17 protein-coding genes are annotated in these 14737 nt (G+C 69.6%); 5 read left to right on the top strand and 12 right to left on the bottom strand.

Features of this window, described 5'->3' with window-relative positions; genetic code table 11:
* The first annotated feature begins 134 nt into the window (after nucleotides 1-134).
* Entirely contained in the window at nucleotides 135-1253 is a 1119-nt protein-coding gene (locus ACLBW1_RS13625) for a CaiB/BaiF CoA transferase family protein (RefSeq protein ID WP_447812377.1), read from the top strand.
* Between the two features lie 28 nt (nucleotides 1254-1281).
* On the opposite strand, the gene ACLBW1_RS13620 is transcribed toward ACLBW1_RS13625, so the two are convergent.
* From ACLBW1_RS13620 to mftA, 5 genes are read right to left on the bottom strand one after another with little or no spacing between them, the layout of a single operon-like run.
* Entirely contained in the window at nucleotides 1282-2094 is an 813-nt protein-coding gene (locus tag ACLBW1_RS13620) for a mycofactocin-coupled SDR family oxidoreductase (RefSeq protein WP_447812376.1), read from the bottom strand.
* Nucleotides 2095-2125: 31 nt separating this feature from the next.
* Nucleotides 2126-3346, bottom strand: coding sequence for a pre-mycofactocin synthase MftD (mftD, locus tag ACLBW1_RS13615; RefSeq protein ID WP_447812375.1), 1221 nt, complete (start codon nucleotides 3344-3346; stop codon nucleotides 2126-2128).
* 30 nt (nucleotides 3347-3376) lie between these two features.
* Entirely contained in the window at nucleotides 3377-4660 is a 1284-nt protein-coding gene (gene mftC / locus ACLBW1_RS13610; RefSeq protein WP_447812374.1) for a mycofactocin radical SAM maturase, read from the bottom strand.
* The gene (gene mftB / locus ACLBW1_RS13605) at nucleotides 4657-4962 is read right to left on the bottom strand and encodes a mycofactocin biosynthesis chaperone MftB (RefSeq protein WP_447812373.1); all 306 of its coding nucleotides are present in this window, start codon (nucleotides 4960-4962) and stop codon (nucleotides 4657-4659) included. Before mftB ends, mftC begins: the two co-directional genes overlap by 4 nt.
* Nucleotide 4963: 1 nt before the next feature.
* A complete protein-coding gene (mftA, locus tag ACLBW1_RS13600; RefSeq protein ID WP_447812372.1) occupies nucleotides 4964-5086 on the bottom strand; it encodes a mycofactocin precursor MftA in 123 nt (40 codons plus the stop codon).
* A gap of 117 nt (nucleotides 5087-5203) precedes the next feature.
* On the opposite strand from mftA, the gene mftR reads away from it, so the two are divergent.
* Nucleotides 5204-5788, top strand: a complete 585-nt coding sequence (gene mftR, locus ACLBW1_RS13595; RefSeq protein WP_447812966.1) for a mycofactocin system transcriptional regulator — start codon at nucleotides 5204-5206, stop codon at nucleotides 5786-5788.
* A 95-nt stretch (nucleotides 5789-5883) separates the two neighbouring features.
* Nucleotides 5884-6936: a 2Fe-2S iron-sulfur cluster-binding protein gene (locus tag ACLBW1_RS13590; RefSeq protein ID WP_447812371.1), complete on the top strand. Its 1053-nt coding sequence runs from the start codon at nucleotides 5884-5886 to the stop codon at nucleotides 6934-6936.
* Between the two features lie 62 nt (nucleotides 6937-6998).
* Here ACLBW1_RS13590 and ACLBW1_RS13585 read toward each other — a convergent pair whose 3' ends face one another.
* The 7 genes from ACLBW1_RS13585 to ACLBW1_RS13555 all read right to left on the bottom strand — a co-directional run bounded on the left by ACLBW1_RS13585 (nucleotide 6999) and on the right by ACLBW1_RS13555 (nucleotide 12266).
* The gene (locus tag ACLBW1_RS13585; protein ID WP_447812370.1) at nucleotides 6999-7646 is read right to left on the bottom strand and encodes a hypothetical protein; all 648 of its coding nucleotides are present in this window, start codon (nucleotides 7644-7646) and stop codon (nucleotides 6999-7001) included.
* Between the two features lie 125 nt (nucleotides 7647-7771).
* The gene (locus ACLBW1_RS13580) at nucleotides 7772-8446 is read right to left on the bottom strand and encodes a DNA alkylation repair protein (protein WP_447812965.1); all 675 of its coding nucleotides are present in this window, start codon (nucleotides 8444-8446) and stop codon (nucleotides 7772-7774) included.
* 39 nt (nucleotides 8447-8485) lie between these two features.
* The gene (locus ACLBW1_RS13575; RefSeq protein WP_447812369.1) at nucleotides 8486-9679 is read right to left on the bottom strand and encodes an NAD(P)/FAD-dependent oxidoreductase; all 1194 of its coding nucleotides are present in this window, start codon (nucleotides 9677-9679) and stop codon (nucleotides 8486-8488) included.
* A gap of 34 nt (nucleotides 9680-9713) precedes the next feature.
* Complete coding sequence (locus tag ACLBW1_RS13570; RefSeq protein WP_447812368.1) at nucleotides 9714-10412, bottom strand: hypothetical protein; 699 nt, start codon at nucleotides 10410-10412, stop codon at nucleotides 9714-9716.
* Nucleotides 10409-11023, bottom strand: coding sequence for a hypothetical protein (locus tag ACLBW1_RS13565; RefSeq protein ID WP_447812367.1), 615 nt, complete (start codon nucleotides 11021-11023; stop codon nucleotides 10409-10411). Before ACLBW1_RS13565 ends, ACLBW1_RS13570 begins: the two co-directional genes overlap by 4 nt.
* Nucleotides 11020-11646 (bottom strand): hypothetical protein, encoded by a 627-nt coding sequence (locus tag ACLBW1_RS13560; RefSeq protein ID WP_447812366.1) that lies wholly within the window; start codon nucleotides 11644-11646, stop codon nucleotides 11020-11022. Before ACLBW1_RS13560 ends, ACLBW1_RS13565 begins: the two co-directional genes overlap by 4 nt.
* 5 nt (nucleotides 11647-11651) lie before the next feature.
* Complete coding sequence (locus tag ACLBW1_RS13555) at nucleotides 11652-12266, bottom strand: hypothetical protein (protein WP_447812365.1); 615 nt, start codon at nucleotides 12264-12266, stop codon at nucleotides 11652-11654.
* A 127-nt stretch (nucleotides 12267-12393) separates the two neighbouring features.
* Between ACLBW1_RS13555 and ACLBW1_RS13550 the strand changes: the two genes are divergently transcribed.
* Nucleotides 12394-13854, top strand: coding sequence for an amino acid permease (locus ACLBW1_RS13550; RefSeq protein WP_447812364.1), 1461 nt, complete (start codon nucleotides 12394-12396; stop codon nucleotides 13852-13854).
* A complete protein-coding gene (locus ACLBW1_RS13545) occupies nucleotides 13851-14732 on the top strand; it encodes a universal stress protein (protein WP_447812363.1) in 882 nt (293 codons plus the stop codon). Before ACLBW1_RS13550 ends, ACLBW1_RS13545 begins: the two co-directional genes overlap by 4 nt.
* Nucleotides 14733-14737 lie beyond the last annotated feature (5 nt).

Raw genomic sequence — 14737 nt, 5'->3', positions numbered from 1 at the left:
GTTTCGCGCCTCCGGCGCGCCGTGTCGACGGGCAAACCACCCGGCGAGAGCGATCACCACGGCCCCATGCGATGCTGAGAGCGACAGAGCGAGCGCTCGGTCTTTCCACCGGCAACCGACGACGAGGTACTTCGATGAGTTCGAGTGAGCAGCCCCGCAACGACCGACGCCAGGGCCCTCTGACAGGCATCCGGGTCGTGGAGTTCGCCGGCATCGGGCCCGGCCCCCACGCCGCGATGATGCTGGCCGACCTCGGCGCCGATGTGGTGCGCGTACAGCGCGCCGGGACCCTGCCCGCACCGGGACGCAACGCCGATCAACTCCTGCGCGGACGCTCGGCGGTGGTGGAGGCCGATCTCAAGTCGGCCGACAACAAGGCCGAGGTCATCCGACTCGTCGAGCGAGCCGACATCCTCCTCGAGGGATTCCGGCCCGGTGTGATGGAGCGGCTGGGCCTCGGTCCCGACGACCTCCTCGCCGTGAACCCCCGACTGGTGTACGGCCGCATGACCGGTTGGGGTCAGGACGGCCCGATGGCCGACCGCGCCGGCCACGACATCAACTACATCTCGATGACCGGGATGCTGCACGCGATCGGTCGCGCGGGCGAGCGTCCGGTGCCGCCGCTCAACCTCGTCGGTGACTTCGGCGGCGGGTCGATGTTCCTCGTGCAGGGCGTGCTGGCCGCGCTCGTCGAACGGTCGGTGTCGGGTGCGGGACAGGTGGTCGACGCGGCCATGGTCGACGGCGCTTCGGTTCTGGGACAGATGATGTGGGCCTTCCGCGGAACCGGGCTGTGGCGTGACGAGCGGGGCGTGAACATGCTCGACACCGGCGCACCGTGGTACGAGGTCTACGAGACCTCCGACGGGAAGTACATGGCCGTCGGTGCGATCGAGCCGCAGTTCTACGCGCAGTTGATCGCCGGACTCGGGCTTACCGATGCCGAGATCCCGGAACAGAACGACATCGCCCGCTGGGACGAACTGCGCGCGGTGTTCACCGAGACGTTCGCGACCCGCACCCGCGATGAGTGGGCCGAGGTCTTCGCCGGCACCGACGCCTGCACGACCCCCGTGCTCACCTTCGCCGAGGCTCCGACCGATCCGCACATGGCCGCGCGCGCCAACCTGGCCGAACTCGACGACGTGATGCAAGCCGCTCCCGCACCACGCTTCTCGCGCACGCAGACCGGCACACCGGTGCCCCCGGCACGTTCGGCCACCGGACTCTCGACGGTCTGGGCCGACTGACCCGACGGGCGTCGGGGCCCGGGCGGGTCTAGACCTTCACGCTCCCCTGGTCCATCGAGAAGGTCGACGCGGTGATGGTGCGGGCGTCGTCGCTGCACAGGTACATGACGAGTGAGGTGACCTCGTCACGTGAGCTGTAGAAGGGTTCGTTCAGGATCGGCGCGAAGTGCGGCTGATACTTCTTGATCGTGAACGCATGCTGGGCCGAGGTGTCCTCGAAGGCCATCGGGGTGTCGACCGCGTAGGGGTGGATCGTGTTGACCCGGATCCTGTACTCCCCCACCTCTTTCGCCACCGTCTGCGCCATACCGGTGAGTGCGAACTTCGAGGCGGTGTAGGAGGCCTGCAACGGCATGGCCTTGAGCCCCGCCGACGAACTGACCACCACGATGGAGCCTCCGTTGCCTGCGGCGATCATCGTGGGCAGGGTCGCCCGCAGCGTCTTCCACGTACCGCCGACGTTCACGTCGATGACATCGGAGAACTGCGCCTCGGTGAGCTCCCACGACTGACCCCAGGTGAGGATCCCCGCGTTCGCGATGACGAGGTCGATGGCGCCGAACTGCTCCACACCGTCGGCGACCAGTTGTTCCTGGAACGCGAGATCGCGTGTGTCGCCCTGGCGCGCAAGCATCTTGCCGCCCACACCCTCCACCGCGGCGATCGTCTCGGCGAGGTCGTCGGCGGTGGCGTGCGGGTAGGTGGTGTGGTCGGCCACCGGTCCGGCGATGTCGAGGCCGATGACCGCGGCACCCTCCTCGGCGAAGCGGATCGCATGATTGCGACCCTGCCCCCGGGCGATGCCGGTGATGTAGACGACCTTGCCGTCGAAACGTCCCATCGGGTCAGACTACCCCAAACTGAAACGTGTTCTAGTTTGTTTCCGCCGAGACCGCGGCGGTCTCGCGGTCGGTGGTGTCACCGAAGCGTCGCTCGAAACCGTCGGGGATGATGATGTCGCCGCGGGTGAGTTCGTGGATGCTTTTGCGGCCCAGTCCCATCAGAGCGGAATCGATGCCGCCGCGCAGGATGTCGAGGACGTTCTCGACGCCGGTCTGCCCGTTGGCGGCCAGGCCCCAGAGGTAGGCGCGGCCGATCATGACCGCGTCGGCGCCGAGTGCGAGGGCTTTGACGACGTCGCTGCCGCGGCGGATGCCGCCGTCGAGCAGGACCTCCATGTCGCCTCCGACGGCGTCGGCGATGGGTCCGAGCATGCGGATGGTGGCCGGGGTGCCGTCGAGGTTGTTGCCACCGTGGTTCGACACCGACAGTGCGGTGGCGCCGATGTCGCGGGCGCGTTTGGCGTCGTCGAGTCGGGTGATGCCCTTGACCATGAACGGTCCGCCCCACTGCTCACGCAGCCAGGCGAGGTCTTCCCACGACGGCGGCGCGGTGGCCATCCACTGCCCGTAGGCGCCGAAGAACGTCGGTCCGGTCTGGCCCTTGTCGACGACGTTGGGGGCGGTGAGATCGGGGATGATCGGCTTGCCCCGGTTGAACCAGTCCCAGGCGTAGCGCGGTCGCATCGCGATCTCGGGTGCGAGCTTGAGCAACGCCTTGAGGTCGACCTTCTCGGGGATCTCGGGCGAACCCCAGTCGCGGCCCATCGAGAACGACCAGTCCGTCGTCACGATCAACCCCTTGGCGCCGGCCGCACGGGCCCGTTCGGCGCGTTTGAGGATGTCCTCGCGCGAGTTCAGCCAGTAGGCCTGGAAGAAGATCTTGTCGTTGACCGCGGTCACCTCCTCGATCGGCTTGGAGGCGAAACTCGACAGGCCCATCGCGGTGCCGCGGGCGGCGGCGGCCCGGGCGACGGCGACCTCGCCCTCCTTGTCGACCGCCTGCACCCCGGTCGGGGAGATCAGGACGGGCATCGAGATCTCCTGGCCCATGATCGATGTCGCCTGCTCACGTTCGGCGTGTGCACCCACCACATGCGGCGCGAAGCCGATCTCGGCGAACGCCTCGACGTTGTCGTGCAGCGTGATGCCCTTCTCACTCCCGGCCACCAGCGAGGAGTACACCGACTTCGGCAGCCGCTTCTTCGCGCGACGTTGCGCCTCGAGAACGGTTTCGAACCAGGGATTGACCATGAGAGAGCAACTACTTTCGTCAGATGAGGGTCAGGCGGGCGCGAAACCGGCGAGCGGGTTCTCGTCGCAGTCGCGGGACGGCGGACGCGTCTTCCCGGCGCCGGGAACGGAGTGAGCGGGCCGTCGAGTCATCAGCGTCAGAGGTACCCCGCGGGAGTGATCCTTGTTCGCTGTCGGCACGGTGCGCTCGCCGGCGAGGAGCGTCTCGCCGAAGCCCTGCACGCATTCGGGGTCCGGGCCGGCGAGCGGAAGGCCGGTGAAGAACTTCGCGGCCATGCACCCACCGCGGCAGGCATCGAAATGCGCACACTTGGTGCAGGCACCGGCGTTCTGCGGCTCACGGAGTTCGAGGAAGAGGTCGGACTGCTGCCACACGGTCTGGAATCCGCCGTCGGACAGGATGTTCCCGGCCAGGAAGTTCTCGTGGATCGCGAACGGGCAGGCGTAGACGTCGCCGATGGGATCGATCAGGCAGACCACGCGGCCCGCACCACACAGATTGAGGCCGGGCAGGCCGCCCGACCCGGGTTCGGCGAAGGCGGCGAGATGGAAGAACGAGTCGCCGGTCAGCACCCCGTCACCGCGGGCGACGAGCCAGTCGTAGAGCTCGCGCTGCTGGGACGGCAACGGGTGCAGGTCATCCCACACATCCGCGCCACGCCCCGAGGGGCGCAGCCGGGTGATACGCAGCGTCGCGCCGAAGCGGTCGGCCAGGTCCTTGAACTCGTCGAGCTGCGACACGTTGTGCCGGGTGACGACCACCGAGATCTTCGCGTCGGCGAACCCCGCCTCGGCGAGGTTCTCCAGCGCACGGATCGCCATGTCGAACGATCCCGGACCGCGTACGGCGTCGTTGACCTCCGCGGTCGCACCGTCGAGCGAGATCTGTACGTCGACGTAGTCCGACGCCGCCAGGCGGGCGGCGACGGCCTTGTCGATCCGTAGACCGTTGGTGGAGAACTTCACCCCCACCTGGCGGCTGGTGGCGTAGTCGACGAGCTCCCAGAAGTCCGGACGCACCGTCGGCTCACCGCCGCCGATGTTGACGTAGAACACCTGCATCCGTTGCAACTCGTCGATGATCGCCTTGCACTGTGCGGTGTCGAGTTCGCGTGGATCACGCTTGCCCGACGACGACAGGCAGTGCACGCACGCCAGGTTGCAGGCGTAGGTGAGCTCCCACGTCAGGCAGATCGGGGCGTCGAGGCCCTTCTCGAACTGATCGACCAAACGACCGACCGGCTCTGATGATTGGTCCCGCTCACTGCGTTCCCGGCGACCGGAGGCTGCGGGGCGATCGAGGGTGGCGGTCATGCGGACTCCTGAGGATGGTCGGCGGGCACGATCGTCTGCGACGCCGCGAGGGAGGTGAGTGCCCGCAGGTACAGGGGGCGGTCGGCGTCGGCGACACCCGACGCGGCCAGGGCGGACTCCGCACTCGGGTGGTCGGCGAGGGAACGCACCAGGTCGACGACCGTGAGGTTCTTGAGGAACGACAGCTTGCGCGTCCCGAAGTGGTACAGCAACGCCCCGAACGGCTCCGGCCGCAGCGCCACACTGGGGTTCAACGTCCAGCGGGTGGCCGGATCGAACTCGGCCGCCACAGCAGCCGTCATGTCAGTAGACGCCGCACATGCCGTCGATCGAGACCTCTTCGACGAGGCTCTCGGTCACCAGCTCGGAATCATCGGCGACCGGGGCGGTGACGTCGGCGGTCGGGGCGGTGGTGTTCTCGCTCATGATGTCCTCTCGATGGTGATGTGGGTCACGTCGGACTATAATGACACCGAGTGCAGAAAAGCTAGCCCCGAGCGAACACTCGCTTGGCCGCTCGTCGTCGGGGAGGGTGCCGTGACCATGTCGTCGCAGGTCGGGCGCCGCCCCAGTACGACGCGGGCCGTCATCAGCGAGATCGCGATCGATCTGTTCACCCGACAGGGGTTCGACGAGACCAGCGTCGAGGACGTCGCCGAGGCGGCAGGGATCGCCCGTCGCACCCTGTTCCGCTACTACCCGTCGAAGAACGCCATCCCGTGGGGCGACTTCGACGTCCACCTCGACGCGATGCGCACCCATCTCGACGCTCTCGGCGACGACCTCTCGGTCGCGGCGGCCCTGCAGACAGCGCTGGTCGACTTCAACCGCATCGACGCCGGCCACCTCGACGGCCATCGGCGTCGCATGCGACTCCTCCTCGAAGTACCGGCCCTGCAGGCACATTCGATGCTGATGTACACCGGCTGGCGCGACGTGATCGCCGAGTTCGTCGCGCGCCGCACCGGGGCGTCGCGGGAAGACCACCTCCCGCAGACCGCCGGGTGGCTCATGCTCGGTGTCGCGCTCGCCGCCTACGAGCAGTGGCTGGGCGACCCCGCGGCCGACCTCGCAACCCTGCTGACCGACGGCAGCCGTATTCTCGATCGGGGTCTGCGGGCGCTGTAGTCGACCGGGCCCGCGCACCACATGTGGCGGGGGACTCCGCGCGGTGGGTATCCTCAAAACTAGAACGTGTTCTCATTTTGCGAGAGAGGTGGCCGATGACGGCGATCACGCCCCACAGCACTCGGAGCGTCGTCCTCACGATCGCCGAGGTGATCGAGGAGACCGCCGACGCCCGGTCACTGGTCTTCGACGTCCCGGCCGAACACGCCGACCGCTTCGGCTACAAGCCCGGACAATTCCTCACGCTGCGCATCCCGAGCGAGCAGACCGGTTCGGTGGCGCGCTGCTACTCGTTGGCCTCCTCGCCGTCGACCGACCCGAAACCGAAGGTGACCGTCAAGCGCACGGCCGACGGATACGGGTCGAACTGGCTGTGCGACAACGCCTCACCCGGCGACGAGGTGGAGGTCCTGCCGCCGTCGGGCGTGTTCACCCCTGCCGACCTCGACGCCCCTCTGCTGCTGTTGGCCGCAGGTAGCGGCATCACGCCGATCATGTCGATCCTCAAGGCCGCCCTCGCGAACGGATCGGGACCGGTGGTGCTCTTCTACGCCAACCGGAGCCAGGACGACGTCATCTTCGCTGAGGAGATCCGCGACCTGCACACCGCGCACCCGGAACGGTTCACGGTCATCCACTGGCTCGAGACCGTGCAGGGCCTGCCCGGCGTGGCCGCGCTGACCGCACTGCTGCGGCCGTATGCCGCCCATCATGCCTACATGTGCGGGCCCGGCCCCTTCATGGACGCCGTGCACACCGCACTCGCCGACGCCGGATTCGGCCACAAACAGGTCCACGCCGAGGTGTTCACGTCACTGTCCGGCGATCCGTTCGACGACCCCGACACCGCGGTCGTCAGCGCCGAGGAATCCGCCGACGCCGCATCGGTGTCGGTGGAACTCGACGGCACCGTCCACGAACTCTCCTGGCCTCGCAGCCAGACCCTGGTCGACATCATGATGGCCGCCGGACTCGACGTGCCGTACTCATGCCGCGAAGGCGAATGTGGCTCGTGCGCATGCACCGTCGTCGACGGCACCGTCGAGATGGCCAATGTGGGCGCCCTCGACCAGGAGGACATCGACGACGGCTACATCCTCGGATGCCAGGCCCGACCCACCTCCGACCACCTCACGATCGAGTTCTGAGCCGACCCGCCGGCGCGAATTCTGAGCCGCCCCGCCGGCGCGAATCCCGAGCCGGCCCGCCGTCAGCGGGTGGTGAGCCAGGTCAGCACGGACTGCGCGGCCTTCGGGTCGCCGTACTGCGTGCCGATCGCACCGGCCACGGTCGCGCCGATGGCGGCACCGGCGGCAGCCGCCGGTATCGCGAGCAGACACACACCGAAGATCGAGCAGCCGACGACGAGCCCCACCGCGGCACCCACGACCGTGCCCACGCCGGCACCGGCGGCGGCCGAGACGGTGCCCGCACGGTTCAGCCCGTTCGCGACGTGGAACAGCATCGCGTAGTAGGCCCGATCCTTCCTCGCCGAGACCGGATGTGCACCACGCTTGATCGCGGCGGCCACCGTCGCTGTCAGATCCGGCGCGATGGTGGCACTGCGGGCGTTCGCGGCGACCGAGGTGCGCAGCGGGACATCGGCCCCGCCGAGGGGGATCGCCGCGGGCACAAGGTCGATCGTGCGGCCGCGGTCGTCGGTGACGACGAGACCGTCGCCCGTCCGGGTGAAGGTCGCGCCGGTCAGGGTCGATGTCATCGCGCCGTCTGCGCCGACCGTCACCCGGTAGCTCGGAACCGGGGCTGCGTCGGCCACCGCCGTCCCGCCGCCGGCCACCGTCACCGTCGCGGTGACCACGAGCGCAGCGATCGACGTCGCCCGCCCGGTCACACGCACCAGTCCACCCCGCATGATCTCCCCCTCCGACTGCCGTCGGCTCGGATGCTATCCGACGCGACCCACGCCGGCGGGCACGCCGGGCAACCACCGCCGGACGACTACCTCAGGGCCCGCAGCGCGGCTCAATGCTCGGCATCGAGGTGCGCGGTCGCGTACGACAGCGCCGTGCGACCCATGGCCGCGGCGTGAGCTTCGAGATACCGCACGAGTTCGTCTCGGTCGCAGCGTTTCCCGGCCTCACGCAGCATCCATGCGAACGCCTTCTGGATGAGGTCACGGCGGTCGGCGACGACGAGCGGGGCGATCTCGTACAGCGCCGAGGCGTCGCCGCGCTTGATCATCGCGAACGTGGCGACCACACCGACCCGTCTGCGCCACAGGTCGTCGTCGGAGGCGAGCCGCGTCAGCAGGTCCCGAGGGCGGTCGACGAGCCACTCGCCGAGGATCGGGTCGGCCGAGCTGTCCACGAGGTCCCAGTTGTTCACCCGGCCGCCCATCACCGCGTCGAGGTAGACCTCCACCCACGCCGACCGCACCGATTCGGTGTCGCTGCGTTCGAACGCGTCGCGGAGCAGGAACAGACCGATGAGGCGGTGTTCGTGCACGGGGCTGTCGAGCAGGTCGGTGACACCGGCCTCGTCGAGGCCGGCGAACGTGGCCACCAACGTCCGCAACTGCGGGACCGACACCCCGACGAAACGGTCGCCCTCGTCGTACTGGCCGGGACCGGACTTGAAGAACCGGAGTGAGCCGGCAGCACGATCGGGATCGGCGAGGGCGTCGACCGCGGCCTTCACCGCGGTCGCGTCCACCCGATCGGCGTCCACGATCCGGGCCTAGGACAGGAGATCGGCGATCGGGGTCTGGGCGGCGACGGTGGCGCGCATCTTCATGACCGCGCCCGCGCGGCCCGCGCCCACGACACCGGTCAGCACGCCGTCGCGACTGAAGTAGGCGAGGAACTTGTCGCCGTCGGAGTCGACCATGTGCACCTCGTCGTCGGCGGCGGGTGTACCGAGGCACTGGATCTTCAGATCGAACTGATCGGTCCAGAAGTAGTGCACCACCGGGGCCTTCGAGGCCGACTCGTTCCCGGCGAGGGAGTCGGCGAGCACCTTCGCCTGCTCGACCACATGATTCCAGTGCTCGACACGGTGACCGAACACACCCGACTCATCGGACCAGATGGCGACGTCACCCAACGCGTGGATCCCGTCGATCGATGTCGCCCCCTTTGCGTCGCAGGCGATCCCACCACCGTGGGTGCGATCGGCGAGATCGAGGCCGATCGACTCGGCGAGCCCCGTCATCGGTGTCGACCCGATCCCGAGGACGACGATGTCGGTCTCGATCCGGGTGCCGTCGTCGAGGGCGACCGCGGTCACGACACCGGACTCGGCGACGATCTCGTCGACACCGACGCCGGTGCGGACGGTGACACCGCGGTCGGTGTGCAGCTTCTCGACCCGCTTGCCGATCACCGGCCCCAACGCCGCGTTCAGTGCCGTCTCCGCGGGTTCGACGATGGTCACCGAGGCACCGGCGGTCGACAGGCTCGCGGCGACCTCGCACCCGATGAAACCGGCCCCGACGACGACGACGCGCGCCCCGTCGGTCGCCTCGGCGCGCAGGGCGACCGCGTCGTCGTAGGTGCGCAGCACATGCACACCCTTCAGATCCGCGGTCCCCGGCAACATGCGCGGATCGAGACCCGTTGCGAGCACCAGGGAGTCGTAGTCGACGGTGACGCCGTCCCCGACCGACACCGTGCGGGCAACAGGGTCGACGTCGGTCACCTCGACACCGAGGGTGAGCGTGACGTGGTTGTCGGTGTACCACTGCGCGGGTTTGAGTTCCACGAGATCACGGTCGCCGCGAAGGACGGCCTTCGACAGCGGCGGTCGGTCGTAGGGGATGTGCTCTTCGCGCCCGATCAGCGTGATGGCGTCGGAGAACCCCGCCTGCCGAAGGTATTCCGCGAGCCGCGCACCCGCGAGTCCCGCGCCGACAACGACCACTCCACCGCTCATGCACATCTCCTCGAGTCGAGCGCGTGCGCACCACTCATCCGTCGACCCCCACGGGGTACAGGTCGGCCATGCGCCAGCTGTCGTCGACTCTACGCATCACGACCCACCGCGCGATCGGCACCGTGGCGCGCGCCGGCGTGGCCGTGGGGATGTCGATCGTCTGGGTGGCGAACACCAGCAGCCGCCGATCCGGCCCACCGCCACCGGCGGTCGGCGCGACACCCACGCCGGTCACCGTGAGCGAGGACGATGCGCCGGTCTCGACGGCCGAGGCCAGGGCCACGTTCGGCCCCTGGCTGCGGTAGTCGTCGCGCAGCCGTCCGGTCAGCATCGGGACGATCCGGCCGGCGCGGCGCGCGGCGGGGTCGGCGGCGAAATCGGCCGGGGTGAAGTCGAACAGGGCGGTCATCGTCGACCGCGTCGTGTCCAGCAGGGTCGGGTCGGGGCCGGCGTCGCTGTGCGTGGTGCGCAACGATGCGCCCGCGAGGGTGGCGGCGACGGCCACCACGGCCACGCCCGCGACCACCGCGTCGCGCCGGTCGACCGGGCGCCGGCCCGCGACGCCGGTCCACAGATGTGCGGCCACCCCGAGCGCCACCGCGACCGCGGGCGGCCACATCCAGGTCGGCGCACCGAGGACGATGAGTGCCGCGCCGATCCCCGCGATCGCGGCGACGGCGATCACGCCCCGCGCGGCGATGGTCGATGTCGCCACCGGTGTCGCAGCGGTCATCGCAGTCGTGCCCGGTCGATGGTCCACCCACGGTCGCCGTGGATCATGCGGACGTCGAGCACGAGTCGGCCGTCGGCTGCCGATCCGCCGAGCAGTGCGGGATTGGTGGCCTCGGCGACGACCAGGAGATCGACACCGGGATGCGACCCCGATGGTGCGCCGACGACGCCGGCCGCGACGACCTGACCGGTACCCGGCAGTCGTTGCGCCGCAACCGCCGCGGCGATCTCGGTGGCCGACCCGTCGATCCGACGACGGAACTCGCCGCTGCTCACCCGGCGCACCGATGCGAGATACCCCTCGGGGTCACCGGGATCGGCGGTGAGCACGGTGGCCACCGCGGTACGCGTCGCGGTGAGCACCGACTCGGCCCGCTCGCGTTCGTCGTCGGCGCGGACCGAGACCACGGTGAGGACGATCCCGGCGGCGATCCCGACCAGTGTCGCCACGACCGCGACCCTCGCGACGATGGACATGACCCGACGCTTGCGGTGTCCGGTGCCGCCGGCCCGCGTCGACTCCTCCTCGCTACGTGTGGCCTCCACGTCGGCCGCGGCCCGTTCCACGCGTTCGCGGGCGGCGGCGATCCGGGCCGATTCCGGTGCGGTCACCGCAACACCTCCAGAGTCGCGACCCGCCAGCGATCGTCCACCCGACGTAGTCGGGCGGTGAGAACCCTTCCCACCGTGGCGCTGTCGCTCCCCTGTCGTTCGGTGACGTTCACCGCGACGACCACCTCGGCGGCACCCGCCGACACGGTGGTGACGCCGGTCTCGACCGGCACGCACCCGGCGGCGACGTCGGCGCCGGACGTCTGCGACCCCTCCAGGGCACCGGCGCCCGAGCGCAGTCGGTCGGCCAGATCTGCGGTGGCGGCCTCGAGTGCCGCGGCGCGGGCGGCGGCGGTCCCGCGGTCGACGATGCGACACACCAGCGGCCCGGCGTCACGCGCCACGATGTCCGCGGTGTGATCGATCGCCCGCCGGTCGATCAGCTGGGTCGCGCTGACACCGATCACCGCGCCGAGGGTCACCACCAGCACGAGAGTCGTTGCCGCGAGGACGTTCCGACGTCGTCGCGATCGCGGCCCCCTGCTGCCGACGAGTGCCACGACCACGACGACGGTCACCACCGACGACACCCACCACGACGCCCAGCCGACCAGCGCACCGAGCCACACCGCCACCGCGCCGGCCGCGATCACCACGCCGGGGGCCGCCAGATGGTTCCGCATCTTCCTCACGGCAGAAACTCCACACGCGACAACTTCAGGTCGCCGGCATCGGGCTCGATGCGCACCATCAGACGGAAGCGGTTCGGCTCGTTCTTCGAAACGCCGGCCCCCGATTCGCGCGTCCCCGATTCACCTGTCCCCGAGCGGGTGAGAACCACGGCGGTGACGAGGACCTCGGCGACGTCGGCGTCACGGCCGGCCACGGCGACGCCGTCGACGCTGCCGGTCGCGACCGTGCCGAGACGGGTCACCAGGGTGCGGTACGCGCCGGTCGACTGGGCGAACTCGTCGCGGAACGACCCGGTCGAGGCGTCGAGGATCTCGCGTGCGCGGTCGGGGTCCCGGGCGTCGGGCAGCAGCAACGCCGACACCGTGGACTGTGCGACGGAGGTGAAGTCGGTGTCGCTGAACCGGGTCTGTGTCCCACGGAGCACCAGGACGACGACCGTGGCGATCACGAGTGCAGTCACGACGCCGGCCGCCGCGAGAAACCATCGGGGGGTGCGGTCGCGTGGGTCGCGGGTCCCGAGCAGGCGGTCGAGGTCACGTCGCGCCGCCGAGAGTTCGCGTCGCGCCTCACGGCGGGCAGAACGAGCCGAGCGCGCCACGATCACCTCCACGCCCACCCACTGTGCCGACCCCGCGTCAACAGTAGCGGCGCAGGGCGCCCCGACCGGCCCATCCACAGCGCGCGTACGCCCGCGCGATGCTTTGATGAGTTCTCGCACGTTCGTCGGAGGAGTCGCAGTGGCCACACGATCACCCCGCCCCGCACCCCTCACGCGCGCGACGCTACTGCGCCGCAAACCGATCCCCACCGGATGGAAGGCCGAGGCCGACACCGGGCTGAAGCGGAACATCACCACCGTCCAGCTGGCGAGCTTCGGCATCGGCTCCACCATCGGCACCGGCATCTTCTTCGTGATGGCCGAGGCGGTACCCGAGGCCGGGCCGTCGGTCATCATCTCGTTCATCTTCGCGGGCATCGCCGCCGGGCTCGCCGCCCTCTGCTACGCCGAGATGGCGTCGTCGGTACCGGTCTCGGGCTCGACCTACTCCTACGCCTACGCGACACTCGGCGAGTTCGCCGGGATGGCCGTCGCCGGGTGCCTGCTGCTCGAGTACGGGGTGTCGACGGCGGCGGTGTCGGTCGGCTGGAGTGGCTATCTGAACGAGCTCCTCGGTGACCTCCACCTGCCGCAGATCCCGCATGCGCTGACCGCCGCACCGTTCGACGACGATCCCGGTGCGATCAACCTGCCTGCGATGATCCTCGTCGGGATGTGCGCGATCCTGCTGATCCGAGGGGCCAGCGAATCGGCCCGTGCCAACGCGATCATGGTGTTCATCAAGATCGGCGTCCTCACGATGTTCGCGGTCATCGCCTTCACCGCGTTCAACGACGACAACCTGACGCCGTTCTTCGCCGACGGTGCGCACGGGGTGACCCTCGCCGCGGGCACCATCTTCTTCTCGTTCATCGGCCTCGACACCATCTCGACCGCCGGCGAAGAGGTGAAGGATCCGCAGCGGACGATGCCGCGGGCCCTGATCGCCGCGCTGATCACCGTCGTGCTCGTGTACGTACTGGTGTCGCTGGCCGCGGTCGCGGCCCAGCCGTCGAGCGACTTCGCCGCACAGCAGGACGCCGGTCTCGCCCAGATCCTCAACAACGTGACCGGTCAGACCTGGCCGTCGCTGGTGTTGTCGGCGGGCGCGGTGATCTCGATCTTCTCGGTCACCCTGGTGACGCTCTACGGCCAGACCCGCATCCTGTTCGCGATGGGCCGCGACGGCATGCTCCCGAAGTTCTTCACCAGGGTGAACCCGCGGACGCTGACCCCGGTCAACAACACGATCGTCGTCGCCGTCGTCGTGGCGATCCTCGCCGGCTTCATCCCGTTGGACTACCTCGCCGACATGGTGTCCATCGGAACGCTCGTCGCGTTCATCGTGGTGAGTCTCGGCGTCATCATCCTGCGGCGCCGCGAACCCGACCTCGAGCGCCCGTTCCGGGTACCCCTCTACCCCGTCACCCCGGTGCTGGCGATCGCCGCCTGCGGCTACATCCTCTACGGATTGCACTGGTACACCTTCGTGTTCTTCGGACTGTGGGTGTCGGCGGTCCTCGCGTTCTACCTGCTGTGGGGACGCCACCACTCGGCACTGAACACCGGCGATCCCGACCCTCTGAAGGCTGCGCCGTGACGGTCGTCGTCGGATACCGGCCCGGGGTCGGCGGCGAGGCCGGTCTCGCGCTCGCGACCGAGCTGTGCCGCTCGCTGGATCGCGACCTCGCCATAGTGATCGCCCTCCCCCGGCCCTGGTCGGTGCCGTCGATGGCGAAGGTGGACGCCGAGTTCGCCGCCTACGCACAACGTCTCGGCGACGACGCCGAATCGTCGGCACGCGCCGCCCTGGACCGACACCCGGTGCCGACCACGGTCACGGTGCACCGCGTCGCCGAACGGTCGGTCAGCGCGGCGCTCACCACCGCCACCCGCCGACTCGGCGCGACGATCCTCGTGATGGGCACCCGACGCCAGACCGACGGTCACATCACCCTCGGCTCCACGACGGGACGGATGGTGCACTCCAGCGAGATCCCGCTCGCGCTCGCCCCGCCCGGGTACGAGGTGTCGACCGATCGCCCGTCGATCACCGGCATCACGTGCGCGTACTCGGCGACCGCCGAGGGAGACCAGGCCGTCGCGCGCGCCGCGGAGATCGCGACCGACGCCGGGGTTCGCCTGCGGGTGGCCAGTTTCGGGGTCGCGCCGGCCGACATGTACCCGCCCGAAGTCGGTTTCGGCGCCGAACGCGGCGTGCTCACGGCGTGGACCGAACAGGCTCGGGTGGCGTTGACGCGACTGGTGTCCTCCGGCGTCGTCGGACCCGACACCGAGACCGTCGTCGGCACCGGAGTCGACTATGCGGCCGCGCTCGACTCTGTGGGCTGGCCCGCCGGGGAGGTCCTCGCGTTGGGGACCACCCCTCGCAGCGGGGTCAAACGGGTCTTCCTCGGCTCGACGGCGACCCGGATCCTCAGCGGTGCAAAGGTTCCCACGATCGTGCTGCCCGGCTGAGGCGG

Source organism: Williamsia sp. M5A3_1d (genome assembly GCF_053345315.1).
This window is presented reverse-complemented; position numbering and strand designations above follow the sequence as displayed.

Bases quoted from the DNA above. Each gene is read 5' to 3' on its own strand.
- ACLBW1_RS13625 (WP_447812377.1), top strand. From the start codon at position 135: ATGAGTTCGAGTGAGCAGCCCCGCAACGACCGACGCCAGGGCCCTCTG.
- ACLBW1_RS13620 (WP_447812376.1), bottom strand. From the start codon at position 2,094: ATGGGACGTTTCGACGGCAAGGTCGTCTACATCACCGGCATCGCCCGG.
- mftD (WP_447812375.1), bottom strand. From the start codon at position 3,346: ATGGTCAATCCCTGGTTCGAAACCGTTCTCGAGGCGCAACGTCGCGCG.
- mftC (WP_447812374.1), bottom strand. From the start codon at position 4,660: ATGACCGCCACCCTCGATCGCCCCGCAGCCTCCGGTCGCCGGGAACGC.
- mftB (WP_447812373.1), bottom strand. From the start codon at position 4,962: ATGACGGCTGCTGTGGCGGCCGAGTTCGATCCGGCCACCCGCTGGACG.
- mftA (WP_447812372.1), bottom strand. From the start codon at position 5,086: ATGAGCGAGAACACCACCGCCCCGACCGCCGACGTCACCGCCCCGGTC.
- mftR (WP_447812966.1), top strand. From the start codon at position 5,204: ATGTCGTCGCAGGTCGGGCGCCGCCCCAGTACGACGCGGGCCGTCATC.
- ACLBW1_RS13590 (WP_447812371.1), top strand. From the start codon at position 5,884: ATGACGGCGATCACGCCCCACAGCACTCGGAGCGTCGTCCTCACGATC.
- ACLBW1_RS13575 (WP_447812369.1), bottom strand. From the start codon at position 9,679: ATGAGCGGTGGAGTGGTCGTTGTCGGCGCGGGACTCGCGGGTGCGCGG.
- ACLBW1_RS13570 (WP_447812368.1), bottom strand. From the start codon at position 10,412: ATGACCGCTGCGACACCGGTGGCGACATCGACCATCGCCGCGCGGGGC.
- ACLBW1_RS13560 (WP_447812366.1), bottom strand. From the start codon at position 11,646: ATGCGGAACCATCTGGCGGCCCCCGGCGTGGTGATCGCGGCCGGCGCG.